The organism is Pantoea sp. M_10 (assembly GCF_008631515.1).
In the GTDB taxonomy this organism is placed as follows: Bacteria; Pseudomonadota; Gammaproteobacteria; order Enterobacterales; family Enterobacteriaceae; genus Pantoea; species Pantoea anthophila.
Genome location: NZ_VWUL01000001.1, coordinates 528094 through 547141, shown reverse-complemented (window position 1 = coordinate 547141; position 19048 = coordinate 528094). Strand labels below are relative to the sequence as shown.

The window sequence follows — 19048 nt, the reverse complement described above, 5'->3', positions numbered from 1 at the left end:
ATCAAAAACGAGGCGGCAGAAAGCGCGCCGAATCAGCCAGTGAATAGAGCAGCGTGGCCTCTTCCGGCTCACCAATCCAGACCGCCAGTGCGCTGAGATTATCTTTTTTAACGTTGCGGCTGACCGCCTGCTCCATCAGCGCCAGCCACTCTTCGCAGGCATTCACCATGCGCAGCGCCTGTTCCATTTCGCCGGTGGTCAGATTCAGCCAGAAGCCGTCGGTACAGACCAGAAACGCGTCACCATCCTCCAGCGCCATCTCCTGTGAAAAGCTCACTAAGCGAGGCGGCTCAGCACCGAGCGCATTATAAAGTAAATTACTGTTAATGCCGGTATTTTCATAGCCTGCTTCTTTCAGCTGCTGCGCCAGACTGTGGTCACGGGTCACCTCGTTGAGCACCCCCCGGCGGAAGTGGTAAACCCGGCTGTCACCCGCATGGGCCCACCATGCACGCTGTTTTTTACGGTCAATAAACAGGGCCGCCAGCGTGGTGCTCATGCGTGAAAATTTCGGATTTTTACCCTGTGCCTCATGCAGCGCCAGACGGCACTGCTCAATCGCCTGATGGGTGATTTCCGGGGTAAAGGCGTCGTACGCCTGCAACTGACTCAGCAGGGTGTCGCGCACCAGCTGAGCCGCCATCTCGCCGCCCGGCAGACCGGCGACGCCATCGCACACCACAAAACAGGCTTTATGGTCATCCAGTTCAGCGCCGGTGCGATCCTGATTCTCATCGCGAAGTCCCTGCTGGCAGCGACTGGCAAACACAATCTTCATGCTTCATCTACCCGCGTCTGAGAATCTTTATACTGATTAACTTCCATGTCATAAGCATGAAGAAACGCTTCGCCAAACAGCGTATGGAAATCATCCTCGATCTCCCCGGCGGTGCGCTGATAGTTACGGATAAAGTAGTCCCACAGCGCCGCTTTCTTCACGGTGGAGAAGGGCAGTTTAGAGACCACGCCGTCGGCGCGCGCCTGCTCCTCCAGCCGCTGCGGATTAAAGGATTGCAGCATCGCGGCGATGATGGCGCGGATGCCGGCAATCATGCCCAGCTGGTGGGCCTGCAGATCGACCAGCGCATCGCGCACCGCCTGTTCCGGCGGCATAAAGCCCGGCATCTGGCTCTGATACATCTGCATCAGCACGGTCTTTCCGGAGGGCAGGATCTTAAACGGGTTGTTGGCCTCGTTGAGGATCATCGTCATGTCTGCCTTCACGCCGCGCTTGAGAATGGAGCGTGAGGAGAGCAGCGCGACCGTGCCCTGCGAGAAGAGGCTCAGCATCCGGCCCGTAATCCGCATCTGCTCTTCATCAATCGGCGTGGCGTGCCCGTTGCTCAGCCCCATACCGTCCAGCAGCGCGGCGATGAGCCGATCCTGATCCACCGGCTGGGCTGTCAGGGTGCGGCGTGGCTCACTCGCCTGCGGGTCGATGGCCAGCCGCGCATCGCTGTGGCGTTCGTGGCGGGCGGGCGCCGCCTCGCTGACCAGCAGCCGCGCCTCAATGTCGTGATGTTCGTGAATGCCGAGCGGATTGGCGGGCTGTGCACTGTCACCGGCAAACAGCGCCAGCGGATCGCTCTGGGCGGCGTGGCAGGCAGGGTCGCGCACTTCCAGCGCATAATCGCCGATCCGCAGCGCATCGCCATGTTTCAGCAGCACCTGCATGCCGCGTCCCAGGGTAATGCCGTTGTGCTCCACTGGCGTCACGCTGCCCTGATTGGTCAGGCGACACTCGCCCTCCTGCGACAGATGAACCAGCGCCTGCAGACGCGAAATGGCGCGCGTTTCATCGGGCAGCACCAGATCATTATCCTGACTGCGACCAATGGTGCCGCCAGGCGGCTGAAACGCGACGCTTTTGACCGGAACATCCGTAGTGCACTGCACAATGGTAAATTGCATGAGTTATCCCAGATTAAACGGCAAACGCATCCGGCCTCATTCGAACATCGGCGGATAGAGGCCATTACGTCCCGGCTGTGAACCTGCCGCCGGGTTGAACAGTAACGAAAACAGTTGCGCGGTGAGGTTGCCGCTATGCTTGTGGGTCGCATGCACAAACCCGTCACTGCGATTACTCCACCAGTAGCTCATATGCTGCTGCGGGTCGAAGCGCTCCGCCACTTCACGCCAGCTCAGCGTGCAGGGCAGGTCCTGAAAACCGATCACATCCATGATTTCAGACGGCTTGCGGGCGGGCACCAGCAGCGGGGGCAGCGCCTGAATCGCCTGCTCCAGCTGCTCGCCGTTCAGCGGCGTCTGCACCGCCCGTAACAGCGTGGCGCCCAGATCCTGAAACCAGTCACCGGAGATCCGCAGCTGCGCCGGATGCCACTGCGCCAGCGGAAAACTGTGCAGGGCCAGCAGCGGCCAGGCGCGTCCGACGCGGTCACAGGAGGGCAGCAGGCAGCCCATCTGTATCTGTGGCCGGGTGGCCGTCACCGGCAGAACAAAGTTCCACACCGGCGCGTGGAGAAAATTCGCGCTGATCGCATACGCCTGCTGATGCCAGTGCATCAGTCCCTGCTGAAACCAGTGATTCCAGGGACTAATCTGCTGTTCGCTCAGTCGATGGTGCAGAAAGTCACCGGTCGACGGCAGCTTGCCATACCAGCCGGGGGCCGTGTAAGCAGCCATGTTTACCTCACCATTACTCGCTATGCGAGGAAAATTGCGGGGCAGCGTGCCGGGGCGTCGCCGCCAGCACCGGGCCCGACTGGCCCGCAATGTTCAGATTTTCCGCCAGTTTACGCATCATCAGGGCGTTGTCGCGGGCATAGGGCGACGACTGAATCTGCTGATCCAGCAGCTGGCTCAGGTGCCAGTCGAGCTGCTGAAGGTCGCGGGCGCTGACCGAATCGGGCAGCGAGCGCTGTAAGTTCTGCAGCAGCCAGGCCCGTAAAAATTCGCCATCATAATTACGCGGCTGATAGAGCATCTGATAAGCGCGCAGCGCATTGCGGCTATAGGCGTTATCGTCACCCGGATCGTTGCGCAGGATATTGGTGATCTGCTGGGCCACGCGCGGCAGCAGCAGCGACTTGAGTGCATTCTGATACAGCACCCAGGCCGCATCGCTCACCTGACTCCCGCGATATAAGCCCGCCCGCATAGTAAGCGGTGGATTATCGAGAGAAAAACGCGGCGAGAGCGGCAGCTTCACCAGGTTATTCAGAAAGGGTAGCAGATCAAAAATATTATCTGCAGGCTGATGAATGACCTGCTGACTCTGCGACCGGATGGCCGGCACCCGTGCCGCCACCTCCTGCAGATAGTGCTGATTCTGATAGTAGCTGAGGCACCACAGGCTGGAGGCGATCAACAGCGCGCCCGCCAGCACACCGTAGCCAATCCAGTGGAACAGCTGATTGCGGTACTCCCAGCGGCGATTGCTGCCCGCCAGGCCGCTCTCTTTAAAAATCAGATCGCTCAGCAGATCGCGGATAAAGAAGCTCTGGCCTTTGTTGCCGGGGATGGGGCGGCTGCGGTTAACGCTGTCCCACGCCGCGATGGAGTGATCGCCCGCCTGGCGCAACTGCAGCTTACGGCTCAGTTCACCCATCACCCGATCAAAGGGCAGCCCCTCCTGGGTGCCGCTGGTGAAGAAGAGGCCACGCGGACTCCAGGCCACCGCATCCTGATGGTCAGAAAAGACGATATCCAGATATTCGTTCAGCAGCGGACGCAGTGAAGCGAACTCCTGCGGGAAGAGGAAACACTCCGCGCGCTGGTTCAGGTCGCGCTCTTGGGTCATCTGATCCGCCAGCTGCTGCTGAAGCTGCTGCTCCAGCCGCTGAAACTGCTGACCAAAGTGGTGATGCCAGTCACTCTTTGGCGATTTGCCCGGTTCACGGTTAAACGTGAAGCCCCAGATGGCGTCACGCCGCGCCTTATCCATCGAGCCAAAATAGCTCATAAAGCCTTTCAGCAGGTCGGTTTTGGTCACCATTACATAGACCGGGAAATGAATGCCGGTCTGCTGATGCAGTTCGGCCATGCGCTCACGCAGGGCACTTGCCTGAGCGAAACGCGCCTCGGCTGAGTCACTCAACAGGTCAGCGACGCTGATGGTCATGATGACGCCGTTAATCGGCTGGCGGGTGCGGTAGCGTTTGAGCAGATTGATAAAACTGTGCCACTCCGCGGCGTCGCGCACGCGCTGGCTCTCCTGCAGCGCATAGCGACCGGCGGTATCAATCAGCACGGCGCTGTCGGTAAACCACCAGTCACAGTTGCGGGTGCCGCCGACGCCGCGAATGGCATTTTTCCCCAGCGTGTCGGTCAGCGGAAAGTCCAGCCCCGCATTCAGCAGCGCGGTGGTCTTACCGGCACCGGGCGCCCCCATCACCAGATACCAGGGAAGCTGATAGAGGTAGCTGGCGTTGACGCGCGCCAGCCAGCCGCCACTGTGGCGGCGGCCAAACTGCGTGCGTTTCAGCTGCATCACGGCTTCACTGAAGCGCTGATTGAGCCGCTCTTCGGTCATCTGACGCTCGGCCGGATCTTCATTGTCGGCCAGCTGGAGCTGCGTCAGCAGGCGGCTGTTAAACCAGGCGCGATAGAGTGACGGGATCAGCTGGAACAGGATCCAGAGAAAAAAGAGTGCGCCGACGGTGAGCTGGCGGGGCAGCGCCGGTTCCAGAGGACGTGACTCGTCCCATGTCCAGAACGGTCCCAGCATCCAGACCAGGCAGCTCAGCGCCGTGACGCCGATAAAACTCCACAGCAGGCGGTGGGTTAACAACAGACGAAGTGAGGCGCGCATTATCGGGCTCCCTGGTGATTACTGAGCGTTTCAGGCGCGGCAAAAAGGGTGATCTCTACGCGGCGGTTGCGGGTCCGGTTTTCGCTGCTGTCGTTGGGCAGCAGCGGGTCGCTGTCGCCGCGGCCTTCAGAGCGAACCGTATGGCCGTCAGCCAGCTGCACCTGCAGAAGCTGGGTGATGGCGCGGGCGCGGGCAAAGGAGAACTCGTAGCTGGAGGCAAAGCGGCTGTTATCTACCGGATGATCGTCGGTGAACACCGACACCAGAATGGTGCCTTTCACATCATTCATCGCGGTTGAGACACGGGCCAGCAGCGCCCGGCCTACCGGATTGATGACCGTACCCTGCTGGGCAAACAGTTTATCCGCCGGGATAATCACTTTACTGCCAAAGGCGCCATCGCTGACTTCGAGCTGACCGGCCGCGATGACATCGTTCAGGCGCTGACGCAGATCGAGCAGCGCCTGCGGCGAAGAGGGGCGGCGTCCGGCGGTGATCTGCGGCAGCGGCGTCTGATAAATGGTGCGCAGCAGCGGCTCCGCCGCATTGCCGAGTCGCCAGTTCAGGCCACTGTAGATCAGACAGCCGACCAGCGCGACCAGCATGGCGCACGCCCAGAGCGGCACCATCGGGCGGGCGAGGGTGCTCACCAGCGGATGCACCTCCACCAGCGGCGGTTGCGGGGATTCGCGCTGCGCGCGGGTTTCATCTATCAGGGTTTTCAGGCGTTTACGGATGCCGTCGCACTGGGTTCGGCCATTTTCGCTGCCGCGATAGCGCCCCTCATAGCCCAGCAGCAGGCAGTAGTGAACCACCTCCAGCAGCCAGAGATGTTGTTGCGGGCTCTGCGAAATGCGTGACAGCAGCTGAAAAAATTTCTCGCCGCCCCAGCTTTCATTATGAAAGGTGACCAGCATGCCGTTGCCCGACCAGACGCCGCGGGTGCCCCAGGGGGTCTGGGCTGCCGCTTCATCCAGCGCGCTGCAGATGCAGTAACGCGCGCCGATAATCATCTCAAACGGCAGTCCGGCCTGTTTGCAGCGCTGTTCGAACTGACGGATTTCATCGATCAGAGACTGACGCAGCCCGGCAGGGTCGTCATGGGTGGCTGCCTGACGAATCTGCACCACCGCGTTCAGCAGGGGGGCTGCAGCCTGAAGTAACAGATTCTCATTGCCTGAGGGGGACGCCTCACGCGCAGGGGATTCCACAGTCATTACAGTGTGATCTTCCAGCTAATGGCAAATGCCTGTGCCCGCAGCACGGGACGGTGCTGCGGGCAATATGCGCCGGATTTCATAGTCAGTCTAAGATCCAGGTCGCGGTATCGTTAGTGCGGCAGGCTTTGCTGGCGCCGCCGACGGCCACACAGACCTGTTTCGCTTTGCGGGGACGGGGGCGATCGCTCTGCACGGTGGCGTCGTAACGACTGCTCTCCACGCCCGCTTTCAGTGGGACGTAACCGATTAACGGGCCATCAGCCTGGTCAGCAATCGCCAGCCAGCTGTGTTCTACATTGCCTAATACTTCAAACGGTTTACCCGTTTCGAGATAGCGAACCACCTTGCCGCCGTAGTCGGGGGAGGTCATCACGGAGGCGCCATAAAGCGCACGCCAGGTCTGATTGACCGGCTCAAAGGCAGTGGGTGCCGCGACAGCGTGTCGATGGACCAGTTTGACGCCGTTAATTTCGCTGGTGACCAGCGTATCGTCAGTGACGGGCGGCGGCGGGGCCTTACAGCCTGCCAGGGTAAGTACCGCCAGCAGCGTTAACGCAAGACTCTTTTTCACCATGTTCCTCGTGATCTCATCAAAGTATCTGCATATTGCCAAACCCGATGCAGAAAACGCTGATTCAGGCGCCGCATCGTGCTGAAAGTCTGTTTGTTAAAAAACGGTCAGATTACATCGGGATAGTAACGCGTTTAGTCTACCTAAGACTTTTGAGATTTCAAACCATTGCGCCTGCTGCCGATGCGTGATAGCGGGCGGTTCCGGGGCGTGATACGCCCTGAAAAAAGCCGCGAATAAAGTGATAGTTAAAGCGAACTGAATGATCGCACAGACAAACTGATTGATAACGTGGCTTCCCATTCTGACACGTAATGGGTTCGATGGGAAACTATTAAGTATCACTAACCTTTTGTTGCCGGAAAATTTTCCTGGCGCAGGAAAAGAATCTTTTCAAAATCAGAATTTCCGGGGCGGTTTATGCCGCTTTTTTTCGGAAAGCGGCACGCCTTTTGCTTCAGAAGGATTTTACGGCGCGGAGAGATGAAAAATGGCTGACGCCCTGGCCTGGCTGCAGGCTTCACGTGAGAGCGATATCGCCAGCCTGCAGCGGCTGCTTCAGACCGGCGAGCTGATGGCCGCCGTCAGCGAACTGGTTCATCGGCTGCAGCGGGAACGCGGCGCCACTAACCTCTGGCTCTGTTCGGACGGTGCGCTGTTCAGCGCAGAGCGTGGCGCCCGTCAGCAGGCGGTGAGTGAGGCGCTGCAGCACTTTTATCAGGCCCTTCCGCCCGCCGTGGCCCAGCCTGGCTTCAGCCGCTTCTGCAACCTGATTGCCACCGCCCTGCAGGCGCTGGAGGGGTTACCCGCGCTGCGTGAGCAGATCAGCCAGCGTGAACGTGAGCAGGCCGCCGCGATGGCCGCCTTTAATCAGGTGATCCGCACCTTACTGAATCTGGTGTTTGAAGCGGCCGACACCGCCAGCCATCCCGACATCTCCCGCGCGCTGATCGCCCTGTTCAGTTTTATGCAGGGCAAAGAGCTGGCCGGGCAGGAGCGGGCTATCGGCTCCGCCGGTTTTGCGGCGCGACAGTTCACCGACGGGCAGCGCAGCCAGATGGTGGCGCTGATTGCGGCGCAGGAGCAGAGTTTTACCACCTTCCGGCAGTTTGCCGACAGCACCGCCTGTGAACGCTGGCAGCCGCTGGCCCAGGCCAGCCGGGACATCGAACGTCTGCGGCGTATCGCCTGCACCGGTGGCCCCTGTGAGGAGAACGGTGCACTGCACTGGTTTTCTCTGCTCTCAGAGCGGCTGGATCAGATGAAAACGCTGGAGGATGCCCTGACGGCCACGCTGATGCAGCGCTGTCGCGCGGCCATCGATCAGGCGCAGCAGCAGGCGACAGGGCAGGTTGTCCAGGGGGAGAGCACCTTTGCGCTCTATGTTTCCGGCGCTGACTGGCTGCCCGGCGCGGCGGCGCTCGACAGTGACGGACTGGCACCCCAGCTCGGGCGCTCGGTGCTGTCGCTGATTAGCGAGCAGTCGCAGCGTCTGCAGCAGCAGGCGGATGAGCTGGCATCGATGCGCGCCTCTCTCGATGAGCGGCGGGTGGTCGATCAGGCCAAACACTGGCTGATGCAGCAGCAGGGGTTCAGCGAAGAGGCCGCCTGGCAGGCGCTGCGCAAAAGTGCCATGAATCAGAACAAGCGGATCGTGGAGATCGCGCAGGCGGTGCTGGCGGTCGCCGCGACGCTGCGCAGCTAACCCGGAAGAGGTAGCTGCACAACCGCCGTGCGCAACCTGCGTCACAAACGTGCAAAAACGGTCAGATTTTCAGCAGAGGGAGGCCGGTGAACCGCCATTGACGGCGTTGAAAAAACTGGCACACCCTTTGCTTTAACCTTACAGAGAGTATGCATTGCGCCCGCCAATGGCGGTGGGATCAGTGCTTTGGATAAAGGCGTCCATCCGCAGGCTTCGGTCTGTCGGAGGACGCCTTTTTTTATTTCTGTTCAGGGGCAACATGATGAGCAAACCGTCATTTTCACTGACACGACGTCAGGCACTGCTTTCCGGCGCGGCGCTGGGCGCAGCCTGGATCATTCCGGGATTACGCAATGCGGTCTGGGCGGCCGGGTCGGACGCGCCGGAAAAAGCGCAGGTGCGTGTCGGGTTTATTCCGCTGACCGACTGTGCACCAGTGGTGATGGCGTCGGTGAAAGGCTTCGACAAAAAGTATGGCCTGACGCTGCAGGTCAGCAAAGAGGCAAGCTGGGCGGCGGTGCGCGACAAGCTGACCTCCGGTGAACTGGATGCGGCGCACGTGCTTTACGGCATGATCTACGCGCTGCAGCTCGGCGTGGCGGGGCCACAGCACGACATGGCCAACCTGATGACTCTCAACCATAACGGCCAGGCCATTACCCTGTCGAACCAGCTGAAGGGCCAGGGCGTGACCGATCTGGCGAGCCTGAAAAAGGCGGTCGACAGCCGCCCCAAAGGCAGTCTGACCTTCGCCCACACCTTTCCCACCAGCACCCATGCGATGTGGCTCTACTACTGGCTGGCCAGTGCCGGAATTAATCCATTTGAGGATATCCGCACCGTGGTTGTGCCGCCGCCGCAGATGGTGATGAACATGAAGATCGGCAACATGAGCGGCTTCTGCGTCGGTGAGCCGTGGAACCAGCGTGCCATCAGCGACAGCATCGGCTTTACCGCCGCCACCAGCCAGCAGATCTGGCCGGAGCATCCGGAGAAAGTGCTCGGCACCCGCGCGCAGTGGGTGAAAGAGAACCCCAACACCGCCCGTGCGCTGACCGCCGCCGTGCTGGACGCCGCGCGCTGGATCGACGCCTCAGACGATAACCGCCGCGAAACCGCGCAGGTGCTGGCCGGACGCGCCTGGATCAACACCCGCGTCGACACGCTGCAGGGGCGGATGCTGGGCCAGTATGAGAACGGTCTGGGCCAGACGTGGCAGGACGCCCATCCGATGCGCTTTTTCGACAACGGCAACGTCAGTTTTCCGTGGCTCTCCGACGGCATGTGGTTCCTGACCCAGATGAAACGCTGGGGCCTGCTCACCCACGATCCCGATTACCTCGCGGTGGCCCGCCAGATCAACCGCCTCGATATCTATAAAGAGGCGGCCAGCGCGGTGGGGCAGGTTGCCGTGCCCGCCAGTGAGATGCGCAGCAGCACCCTGATCGACGGCAAAGTCTGGGATGGCAGTGACCCTGCCGCCTACGCCGCCAGTTTCGCTATCAAACGTTAAGAGAGGTCGTTATGAAAACTGACGCGCGCGCCGTGGCGCAGCCGGTGAACCCCCCGAGCCGTGCCACCGTGATCCCGTTACAGGTCACCCCAAAAATCGCGCCCCGTCCGGCGCGTCTGCGGCCTCTGCTGCAGCGCACCATTCCGGCCGCGGGCGGCCTGCTGCTGCTCCTGCTGGTGTGGCAGCTCGCCGCGCTGGCGGAACCGGCGTTTCCGTCGCCTTACGTGACCTGGCAGGCCGCGCAGACCCTGTTCGCCGATCCGTTCTACAGCAACGGCCCCAACGACCAGGGCATCGGCTGGAACGTGCTGGCTTCGCTGCAGCGCGTCGCCATCGGCTTTGGCCTCGCCGCGCTGGTGGGCATTCCGGCAGGCTTTCTGCTGGGACGGTTCACCTTTCTCGCCCGGATGGGCAATCCGGTTATCGCCCTGCTGCGCCCGGTGAGTCCGCTGGCCTGGCTGCCGATTGGCCTGCTGCTGTTTCAGCGCGCCGAGCCGGCGGCCAGCTGGACCATTTTCATCTGTTCCATCTGGCCGATGATCATCAACACCGCCGAAGGCGTGCAGCGCATTCCGCAGGATTATCTCAACGTGGCGCGGGTGTTACAGCTCTCTGAATGGACGGTGATGCGGCGTATTCTGCTGCCCGCCGTGCTGCCCGCTGTCCTTACCGGGGTGCGCCTCTCTATCGGCATCGCCTGGCTGGTGATCGTCGCCGCTGAAATGCTGACCGGCGGACTGGGCATCGGCTTCTGGATCTGGAACGAGTGGAACAACCTCAACGTGGCCAACATCCTGATTGCCATTCTGATTATCGGCGTGGTCGGCCTGCTGCTGGAGCAGGGGCTGATGCTGCTGGTGCGTCGCTTCAGCTGGGAAAAATAAGGGGAAGAGCATGAAACACATTATTCGCGTTCAGCAGGTGAGCCAGCGTTTTAACACCGCCAGCGGCGAGTTCCTGGCCCTCGACAACGTCAGTTTTGATCTCCATGAAGGTGAAACCCTGAGCCTGATTGGTCACTCCGGCTGCGGCAAATCGACGCTGCTCAACCTGATCGCCGGGTTGACCCGCCCCAGTAGCGGCGTGCTGCTCTGTGACAACCGTGAGATTACCGGTCCCGGCCCGGAGCGCGCCGTGGTGTTTCAGAACCATTCGCTGCTGCCGTGGCTGACGGCCTTTCAGAACGTCGAGCTGGCGGTGCAGCAGGTGTTTAAAGGACGTCTCACCCGCGCGGAGATGCACGACTGGATCGAGCACAACCTGAATCGGGTGCAGATGAGCCACGCCATGCACAAGCGGCCAGGCGAAATCTCCGGCGGCATGAAGCAGCGCGTCGGCATTGCACGGGCGCTGGCGATGAAGCCACGCGTGCTGCTGCTGGATGAGCCGTTTGGCGCGCTGGATGCCTTAACCCGCGCCCATCTGCAGGACAGCGTGATGCGCATTCAGCAGGAGCTGAACACCAGCATCGTGCTGATTACCCATGACGTCGATGAGGCGGTGCTGCTCTCCGATCGGGTGCTGATGATGACCAATGGCCCTGCCGCGCAGATTGGCGAGATCCTCACCGTCGATCTGCCGCGTCCCAGTGCCAGGGTGGCGCTGGCCGATGAGCCGCGCTATCACCAGCTGCGCCAGAAGGTGCTGCATTTCCTCTATGAAAAACAGACCACGGCGGCATAGGGAGCAGACCATGAGGCAACGGTTGCTGGTGATAGGCAATGGCATGGCGGGGATGCAGATGGTGGAGCGGCTGGTGCAGCGTGCGCCGCAGCGCTTTGCCATCACGGTCATTGGCCGCGAGCCGCACGGCAACTACAACCGCGTGCTGCTCTCGCCGGTGCTGGCCGGGGAAATGGTGTTCGATGAAACCCTGATCCATGACCCTGACTGGTATCAGCGGCACGGCGTCACGCTGCTGAGCGGTGAAACCGTGCTGCAGATCGATCTGGCGGCCCGCACGCTGCAGACCTGTCAGCGCCAGCTCGGCTGGGATCGGCTGGTGTTTGCCACCGGATCACAGCCGCGCCGTCCTGCGATCCCCGGCATTGAGGGCGATAACGTCGTGACGTTTCGCAGTATTGCAGATGTCCGGCAGCTGCTGGCGGGTGAGGGACCGATCGTGGTGCTGGGTGGCGGCTATCTCGGAATTGAAGCCGCGGCGGCTCTGCGTGCCCGGGGACGGGCGGTGACGCTGGTTCATCACAAGCCCTGGCTGCTGGATCGCCAGCTGGATGCACAGGCGGGCGGGCTGTTACAGGCGGCTCTGGAGCAGCGCGGTATCCGCTGTCTGCTGAACAGCGGCATTGCGGCCATCGGCAAAGCAGATGTGATGCTGACGGATGGCCAGCGCTGCGCCGCCCGTCAGGTGGTGATCGCCATCGGCGTTGAGCCGGAGGTGACGCTGGCCAGGGCGGCGGGGCTGCCCTGTCAGCGCGGCATTCTGGTGGATGGCCAGCTGCGCAGCGCGGTCAGCGGGGTGTATGCCGTGGGCGAGTGTTGTGAACACAAGGGGGAAACCCTGGGGCTGGTGGCCCCCTGCCTGGCGCAGGCTGAGATTCTGGCGGCGCAGCTGGCGGGATCGCCGCAGCCCGATTTCGTCAGTCAGCCGCTGGCGACCCGGCTCAAAGTCAGCGGCATTTCGCTGTTCAGCGCCGGGGATATCAGTGAGGGGGAATCCCTCCACAGTTTCGATCCGCTTTCCGGCGACTATCGCCGTCTGTTTCTTCGCCAGGGCCGCCTGCGCGGGGTGCTGCTCTCTGGCGACACCCGACAGGGCCCGGCACTGCTGGCGCGTCTGCAGCGGGGCGAGGCGGTCACGCTTAACGCCCTGTTCGACCCCGATCAACCTGAACCGCAGCCGCAGGCTGCAGAGAGTCCTGAGATGAGTAAACCCGTATTAGCCGTGGTCGGTCACGGTATGGTCAGTCACTACTTTCTTGAGCAACTCGTTGCCCGCCAGCTGCATCAGCACTACCACATCGTGGTGTACGGCGAGGAGTTGCAGCCGGCGTACGATCGGGTTCATCTCTCCGACTACTTCAGCGGCAAAGCGGCGGACGCGCTGTCGCTGGTCAGCGCAGACTTTTTTGCCCTGCAGGGGATTGAACTGCGCAGCGGCTGTCAGGTGGTGGCAATCGATCGGGCGCAGCGCAGCCTGCGCGACAGCGCGGGCAATGAGCTGGCGTGGGACAGGCTGGTGCTGGCAACCGGTTCACGCGCGTTTGTGCCGCCGGTGCCGGGCCACGATGGCGACCGCTGCTTTGTCTACCGCACCCTGGACGATCTGGATGCGATCGCAGCCTGCGCCCGCCACAGTCAGCGCGGTGTAGTGATTGGCGGCGGCCTGCTCGGTCTGGAGGCGGCCAACGCCCTGAAGCAGCTCGGGCTGGAAACCCACGTGGTGGAGTTCGCGCCACGGCTGATGGCGGTGCAGCTGGATGAGGGCGGGGCGCTGATGCTGCGCCAGAAGATCGATGCGCTGGGCGTCACGGTTCACACCTCGAAGCAGACCGACATCATTGAGCCGCAGCCGGACGGCAGCGTGGTGTTGCGGTTTGCCGACGGCAGCGCGCTGCCCACCGATCTGGTGCTCTTCTCCGCCGGTATCCGGCCGCGGGATGAGCTGGCTCGGGAGGCGGGCCTGACGCTCGGCCCCCGCGGCGGCATTGAAATTAACGACAGCTGCCAGACCAGCGATGCGGCGATCTTTGCCATTGGCGAATGCGCCTTGTGGAACGGGCAGATTTTCGGGCTGGTCGCCCCCGGTTACCAGATGGCACGGGTGCTTGCCGGACATCTGGCTGGAGAGCCTGCGGCCTTCAGCGGTGCCGACATGAGCACAAAACTGAAGCTGCTGGGGGTGGAGGTGGCGTCGTTCGGCGACGCGCACGGGCGCACGCCGGGCAGCCAGCACTATTACTGGAGTGATGGCCCTAAAGGCATCTACAAAAAGATCGTGGTCTCCGCGGATAACACCCGGCTGCTGGGGGGCGTGCTGGTGGGCGACAGCAGTGAGTACACCTCGCTGCTGCAGATGATGCTCAATGCATTGCCGCTGCCCGCAACCCCGGAAAGCCTGATCCTGCCTGCGCTGGCCGGTGCGCCGAAAGCGCCCGGCGTCGCGGCGCTGCCCGACAGTGCGCAGGTCTGCTCCTGCCACAACGTCAGCAAGGGCGATATCTGTGCGGCGGTTCAGGCCGGATGCGGGGAGATGAGCAGTATCAAAAGCTGCACCCGAGCCGCCACCGGCTGCGGCGGCTGCGCGGCGCTGGTGAAGCAGGTCATGGAGTATGAACTGGAAAACCTCGGCGTCGAGGTGAAGAAGGATGTCTGCGACCATTTCAGCTATTCGCGTCAGGAGCTTTATCACCTGGTGCGGGCGGGGGAGTTCAGAACCTTCGACGCGCTGCTGGCGTCTCACGGCAAAGGCCAGGGCTGCGAAGTGTGCAAACCGCTGGTGGCGTCGCTGCTCGCTTCCTGCTGGAACGACTACCTGCTCAGACCGGCGCATCTGCCGTTGCAGGACACCAACGATCGCTACTTCGCCAACATCCAGAAAGATGGCACCTACTCCGTCGTGCCGCGCGTGCCGGGGGGCGAAATCACGCCGCAGGGGCTGATTGCCATTGGTGAGGTGGCGGCGCGCTACGATCTCTACACCAAAATCACCGGCGGCCAGCGTATCGACCTGTTTGGCGCGCGGCTCGACCAGCTGCCCGACATCTGGCAGACGCTGCTCGATGCCGGGTTTGAAACCGGTCACGCCTATGGCAAGTCGCTGCGCACCGTGAAGTCCTGCGTCGGATCGACCTGGTGCCGCTATGGCGTGCAGGACTCGACCGCCTTCGCTATCGCCCTGGAGAACCGCTACAAGGGACTGCGCGCGCCGCACAAGATCAAGATGGCGGTTTCCGGCTGCACCCGCGAATGCGCCGAGGCGCAGAGCAAGGATATCGGGGTGATCGCCACCGACAAAGGCTGGAACCTCTACGTCTGCGGCAATGGCGGCATGAAGCCGCGTCACGCCGACCTTTTCGCCAGCGATCTCGATGATGCCACGCTGCTGCGCTATGTGGATCGCCTGCTGATGTTCTATATCCGCACCGCCGATCGTCTGCAGCGTACCAGCGTCTGGATGGACAATCTGGAGGGCGGTCTGGACTATCTGCGGCAGGTGATCATCGAGGATAGCCTCGGTCTGGGCGCGACGCTGGAGGCGGAGATGCAGCAGGTGGTCGACGCTTACCAGTGCGAGTGGCAGACCACGCTGGCGGACCCGTCGCGCCTGGCGCTGTTCACCCCAACCCTCAACAGCGCGCAGCCGGATGAGACGCTGCACTACAGCCGGGTTCGCGGTCAGCGTCAGCCTGAAACGGTGGCCGCGCGGCCGCTGTTACAGCTGCCCGCCGAGCCGTGGAGTGCCATCTGCGCGCTGGAGGCGATTCCGCCTCAGGCGGGGATCGGTGCGCGCCTCGGCAGCGAACGGGTGGCCCTGTTCCGCTTTGGCGAGACGCTCTATGCGCTGGAGGACCGCGAGCCCGGCAGCGATGCCAGCGTGCTGTCGCGCGGGATTCTGGGCGATGTGGGCGGCGAACCGGTGGTGATCTCCCCGCTCTATAAACAGCGGGTGCGGCTGCGTGACGGACAGAGCCTGGATAACCCGCAGCATCAGCTGCGCTGCTGGCCGGTGAAGCTGGAAGCGGGGCAGATCTGGCTGGCAAACCGTCCGCTTAACCCGCTGGCGCAGGCATCATGAACAGCACCTGTCCCTATTGTGGTGTGGGCTGTGGCGTCTGCGTCACGCCGCAGGGGTCGCAGCAGGCCGTTGTCACCGGCGATCCGCACCATCCTGCCAGTCTGGGCCGGTTATGCGTCAAGGGCGCGGCGCTGGGCGAGACGCTGATCCCGGAAGGCCGGTTGCTGACGGCCAGGGTCGACGGTCAGCCGGTCAGCCTGGCCTCCGCGCTGGATGCGGCGGCGGCGGGGCTGCGCGCGGTAATCGATCGCTATGGGCCGGAGGCGGTAGCGTTTTACGGCTCCGGTCAGCTGCTGACCGAGGATTACTACGTCGCCAATAAACTGATGAAGGGCTACATCGGCGCCGCCAACATCGACACCAATTCGCGGCTCTGTATGGCGTCCGCCGTGGTGGGATATAAGCGGGCGCTGGGCGCGGACGCAGTGCCCTGCTGTTATGAGGATCTGGAGCAGGCCGATCTGGTGCTGCTGGTCGGCTCTAACGCCGCCTGGGCGCACCCGGTCGTCTGGCAGCGGCTGATGCAGGCGAAGCAGCAGCGTCCGGCGATGCGCATCGTGGTGCTGGACCCGCGCCGGACCGCGAGCGGCGATCAGGCTGATCTGCACCTGCCGCTGCGTCCCGGCAGCGATGCGGTGCTGTTTTCCGGCCTGCTGCACTGGCTGGCACAGACGAAGGGCCTGGATGCCAGCATGTTGCCGCACCTCAACGGCGTCTCAGAGACGCTGGCGGCGGCGGCGGCGTGGGATGTGGTTCGGGTGGCGGTGGCGTGCGATTTAACCGTGCAGCAGGTGACGCACTTTTTCCGGCTGTTCAGAGAGCACGATCGGGTGCTGACGCTCTGGTGTATGGGGATTAATCAGTCCGTCACCGGCAGCGACAACAATCAGGCCATCCTCAATCTGCATCTGCTGAGCGGCAAAATAGGCCGCCCGGGCTGCGGTCCCTTTTCGCTGACCGGACAGCCAAATGCCATGGGCGGCCGCGAGGTGGGCGGGCTGGCGAACCAGCTGGCGGCGCACATGACATTTACCGCAGAAGATTGCGACCGGGTGCAGCGTTTCTGGCGCAGTCCGGTGATTGCCCGCCAGCCGGGGCTGACCGCGCTGGAGCTGTTCAGGGCGATCGGGGAGGGCAGCGTGAAAGCGGTGTGGATAATGGGGACCAACCCGGCGGTGTCGATGCCTGAGGGCAATCGGGTGGCGCAGGCGCTGGCGGCCTGTCCGCTGGTGATTGTGTCTGATGTGATGGCGCAGACTGACACCAGCGCCTTTGCCGATATCCTGCTGCCTGCCCAGGGCTGGGGCGAGAAGAGTGGCACCGTGACCAACTCAGAGCGGCGGATTTCACGTCAGCGCGCTTTCGCCAGCGCACCGGGTGATACCCGGCCAGACTGGTGGCTGCTGGCTCAGGTGGCGCAGCGGTTAGGGTTCAGTGAGGGGTTTAACTGGCAGCATCCGTCGGAGATCTTCCGCGAACATGCTGCGCTGTCCGGTTTTGAGAACGGGGGGCAGCGGGCATTCGATATCAGCGGGCTGGCACAGCTGAGTCAGGCGGAGTGGGACGCGCTGCGCCCGGTGCAGTGGCCGGTAAACGCTGACCACCCCCGGGGCTGCGCCCGGCTGTTCAGCGATCGGCGCTTTTTTCATCCGGATGGTAAAGCGCAGTTACGGGTGCCGGCAACGCCGCACGCTGTGCCGCGTGATGCGGCTTATCCGCTGCTGATGAACAGCGGTCGGGTGCGCGACCAGTGGCACACCATGACCCGGACCGGGCTGGTGCCGCGCCTGATGCAGCATTGTGATGAGCCGTTTGCGGCACTGCATCCGGCGGATGCCGTGCAGTATGGTGTGACGCCGGGCGGGCTGGCGCGAGTGCAGTCGCAGCAGGGCTGGATCAGCGTGCGGGTGCGTGCGGATGCCGGGATGCGGCGCGGCGAGCTGTTTGTGCCGATGCACTGGAACCGGCAGTTCAGTCAGCAGGGGCACGTTGACATGCTGGTTGCCGCCCGGGCCTGTCCTTTTTCCGGGCAGCCTGCGCTGAAGCAGACGCCCGTGCGCATCCTGCCGCTGGCGGTGCAGTGGCAGGGCTGGCTGTGGCAGCGCGGGATGACACCGCCCGCCGGATTGCGTTACTGGGCGCGCGTGCCCTATCCGGCGGTGCAGCGGTTTGCGGTGGCGGGCGAGGGTTCGCCGCAGGCGTGGCTGGCCGATCATGCGGATCTGACCAGTTGTGAGGTGCAGGTCGCCACCGGCAGCGGCAGTGACTACCGGCTGCTGGCCTGGCGCGACGGCGCGTTGCAGCTGGCGTTTTACGCTGGCACAGCGCAGCCGGCGCTGGAGAGTGCGTTTGTCGCGGCGGCCTTCCTGGCTGCCCCGCAGGATGCGGCCGGGCGGCACAGCGTGCTGGCCGGTCGGGCCGCAGAGGGCAGGGCGACGGGCCGGATAATCTGCAGCTGTATGGCGGTGGGTGAGCAGGCGATTTTACAGGCGATGGCGCAGGGGTGCCGGTCGACTCAGGCGCTGGGCGAGAGGCTGAAGTGCGGCACACAGTGCGGCTCCTGTATTCCGGAGCTGAAGCAGCTGTTGTTGTCTGACGTGGTGGTGGAGGAATGATGACGCGGGCAATTGATTCTCTGGATAAGTTACTGGCTCCGGCCGGTGCGGGTGGGCAGGCGGGCAGGGTCTGGCTGGTCGGTGCCGGGCCGGGTGATGTGGATCTGCTGACGGTGAAGGCATTGCGGTTGCTGCAGCGTGCGGAGGTGGTGGTGTATGACCGGCTGGTGAGCGAAGCGGTGATGGCGGAGGTGCCGGAGAGCGCGTTGTCGATTGACGTGGGCAAGCAGCCGGGCGCGCATGGGCTGAAGCAGGCGCAGATCAATCAGCTGCTGGTGGATCTGGCGCGCAGCGGGCGCAACGTGATCCGGCTGAAAGGCGGCGATCCCTTTATTTTTGGTCGCGGTGGCGAGGAGATGGTGAGCCTGCAGCAGGCCGGGATCCGTTGTGAGGTGGTGCCGGGGATCACGGCGGCGGTGGGCTGTGCGGCGGCCAGCGGCATCCCGCTAACGCACCGGGATTGCGCACAGTCGTTGCGGTTGATTACCGGGCATGGGCGGCTGGGCGAGCCGCAGCTGGATGCGGCTGCGCTGGCGGCGGTGAATGAGACGCTGGTGTTCTATATGGGGCTGAGCTGGAGTGCCTCGATCAGTACGCAGCTCCAGGCGCACGGGCGCGACAGGGAGACGCCGGTGGCGATTATCGAAAAGGGGACCCGGCCGGATCAGCGGGTGCTGATCACCACCCTGGGCGGGCTGGCGGAGACGGTGGCGCAGGCGCAGCCGGTGTCGCCGTCGCTGCTGATGGTAGGAGAAGTCGTGCGTTTTTACCGGGCAGATTTGCAGGAGCAGGGCGTTGTGCGTGCTGCAGGCGCAGGCTGGAGCGGGCTGTGAGGGCATGCAGAATGGGCAGGCTGGGGGGCGATGTGTCGTGCAGCAGGGGCAGGCTGTGA

General features: G+C 63.1%; 13 protein-coding genes. 7 read left to right on the top strand and 6 right to left on the bottom strand.

The window, feature by feature from the left end; genetic code table 11:
• Position 1 precedes the first annotated feature (1 nt).
• The 6 genes from F3I47_RS02620 to F3I47_RS02595 all read right to left on the bottom strand — a co-directional run bounded on the left by F3I47_RS02620 (position 2) and on the right by F3I47_RS02595 (position 6568).
• Entirely contained in the window at positions 2 to 778 is a 777-nt protein-coding gene (locus tag F3I47_RS02620) for a PP2C family serine/threonine-protein phosphatase (RefSeq protein WP_009090611.1), read from the bottom strand.
• On the bottom strand, positions 775 to 1911 hold the full coding sequence (gene tagH, locus F3I47_RS02615) for a type VI secretion system-associated FHA domain protein TagH (protein WP_150030013.1): 1137 nt from the start codon (positions 1909 to 1911) through the stop codon (positions 775 to 777). Before tagH ends, F3I47_RS02620 begins: the two co-directional genes overlap by 4 nt.
• Positions 1912 to 1947: 36 nt before the next feature.
• Entirely contained in the window at positions 1948 to 2646 is a 699-nt protein-coding gene (gene tagF / locus F3I47_RS02610; protein WP_009090607.1) for a type VI secretion system-associated protein TagF, read from the bottom strand.
• Positions 2647 to 2659: 13 nt separating this feature from the next.
• Complete coding sequence (gene tssM / locus F3I47_RS02605) at positions 2660 to 4774, bottom strand: type VI secretion system membrane subunit TssM (protein ID WP_009090605.1); 2115 nt, start codon at positions 4772 to 4774, stop codon at positions 2660 to 2662.
• A complete protein-coding gene (icmH, locus tag F3I47_RS02600) occupies positions 4774 to 5991 on the bottom strand; it encodes a type IVB secretion system protein IcmH/DotU (protein ID WP_009090602.1) in 1218 nt (405 codons plus the stop codon). Before icmH ends, tssM begins: the two co-directional genes overlap by 1 nt.
• A gap of 85 nt (positions 5992 to 6076) precedes the next feature.
• Positions 6077 to 6568 (bottom strand): hypothetical protein, encoded by a 492-nt coding sequence (locus tag F3I47_RS02595; RefSeq protein ID WP_009090601.1) that lies wholly within the window; start codon positions 6566 to 6568, stop codon positions 6077 to 6079.
• A 487-nt stretch (positions 6569 to 7055) separates the two neighbouring features.
• Between F3I47_RS02595 and F3I47_RS02590 the strand changes: the two genes are divergently transcribed.
• The 7 genes from F3I47_RS02590 to cobA all read left to right on the top strand — a co-directional run bounded on the left by F3I47_RS02590 (position 7056) and on the right by cobA (position 18989).
• Positions 7056 to 8270, top strand: a complete 1215-nt coding sequence (locus tag F3I47_RS02590; RefSeq protein WP_150030012.1) for a nitrate regulatory protein — start codon at positions 7056 to 7058, stop codon at positions 8268 to 8270.
• A gap of 262 nt (positions 8271 to 8532) precedes the next feature.
• Entirely contained in the window at positions 8533 to 9783 is a 1251-nt protein-coding gene (locus F3I47_RS02585) for a CmpA/NrtA family ABC transporter substrate-binding protein (RefSeq protein ID WP_140028682.1), read from the top strand.
• Positions 9784 to 9794: 11 nt separating this feature from the next.
• Positions 9795 to 10667 (top strand): nitrate ABC transporter permease, encoded by an 873-nt coding sequence (gene ntrB, locus F3I47_RS02580; protein WP_009090596.1) that lies wholly within the window; start codon positions 9795 to 9797, stop codon positions 10665 to 10667.
• Between the two features lie 10 nt (positions 10668 to 10677).
• Complete coding sequence (locus F3I47_RS02575) at positions 10678 to 11466, top strand: ABC transporter ATP-binding protein (protein WP_150030011.1); 789 nt, start codon at positions 10678 to 10680, stop codon at positions 11464 to 11466.
• A 10-nt stretch (positions 11467 to 11476) separates the two neighbouring features.
• On the top strand, positions 11477 to 15541 hold the full coding sequence (gene nirB / locus F3I47_RS02570) for a nitrite reductase large subunit NirB (RefSeq protein ID WP_150030010.1): 4065 nt from the start codon (positions 11477 to 11479) through the stop codon (positions 15539 to 15541).
• Positions 15538 to 18156, top strand: coding sequence for a nitrate reductase (locus F3I47_RS02565; protein ID WP_150030009.1), 2619 nt, complete (start codon positions 15538 to 15540; stop codon positions 18154 to 18156). The genes nirB and F3I47_RS02565 overlap by 4 nt, the downstream gene beginning before the upstream one ends.
• Positions 18156 to 18989, top strand: coding sequence for a uroporphyrinogen-III C-methyltransferase (gene cobA / locus F3I47_RS02560; protein ID WP_150030063.1), 834 nt, complete (start codon positions 18156 to 18158; stop codon positions 18987 to 18989). The genes F3I47_RS02565 and cobA overlap by 1 nt, the downstream gene beginning before the upstream one ends.
• Positions 18990 to 19048 lie beyond the last annotated feature (59 nt).